Below are 902 nucleotides of genomic sequence, written 5' to 3'. Positions count from 1 at the left end.
TGTCGAACAGCGCGTCGATCCGCTTCACCGCCTCCAGGGCGAGCGGCGAAATCGGCGCCGCGGTCTTACCGCGCCGGGCACTGCCGGCGATGTCGGCCAGTTCGAAGAACTTCCGGCGCGAATGGGCCCAACACAGCGCCTCCGTCACCGGTCCCGAACTTCGACGGGCCGGTAAAGCCGCCCATAGCCGCCATAGGCGTCCGCTTGCAGGATGCCGCCGTAACCGGTCAGATGGCGCTCGGGATGCTCGCCCGATCGGTCCCGGGACGCATAAAGCAGGGCCGCCGGCGGTGCGGTGCCGCCGAACGGCCGATCATCGCGCACATAGACCCAGATCCGCCCCGTCGCCGTCTTGCCCTTGGCCAGGATCGGCATCGTCGTGTCGTCGCCGTGCAGACGCTCGGCGGCGAGAACATGCCGCTCGATCAAATCGTGCAGCGGCCGCAGCGCGAAGGTGCAGGCGCCGACCTGGTCGGCCAGCGTCGACGGGCTGAGGTCGATGCGTTCGCGGCCATAGCGTTCGCTCTCCCGGTTCAGCGGCTGATGCTGGCCGAACTTCTCAAACAGGATCATCGCGAGCAGGCTCGGGCCGAGGTGGCCACGTGGCGTCGGATGGAACGGTGCCGGCGGCTGACTGATCCTCTCGCATTCCCGGCAGGAGAACCTCTCTCTGACCGTCTGGATGACCTTCCACCGCCGCGGGATCGCCTCCAGCGTCTCGGTAATATCCTCGCCGAGCTTCGACAGCCTGGCCGAACCGCAGCACGGGCAGGAGGTCGACGCCGGCACGACCACCCGTTCCCGCGGCAGGTGCGCCGGAAATGGCTTCTTCGCAGGCCGCTGGCGCTCGAAGGCGCACCACCGTCTTCGCCCGGGCCGCGGCTTCCTCGGCCGCCAACTCG

General features: G+C 68.8%; 1 pseudogene. It reads right to left on the bottom strand.

Annotated features, from left to right (window positions below):
- Positions 1 to 902: pseudogene (gene tnpC / locus A33M_RS21640) on the bottom strand (IS66 family transposase); the annotation flags it as partial.

This window comes from Rhodovulum sp. PH10, from assembly GCF_000293785.1.
GTDB lineage: Bacteria > Pseudomonadota > Alphaproteobacteria > Rhizobiales > Xanthobacteraceae > Rhodoplanes.
The sequence above is the reverse complement of the archived record's forward strand: the minus strand, read 5'-3'. Positions and strand labels throughout refer to the sequence as shown.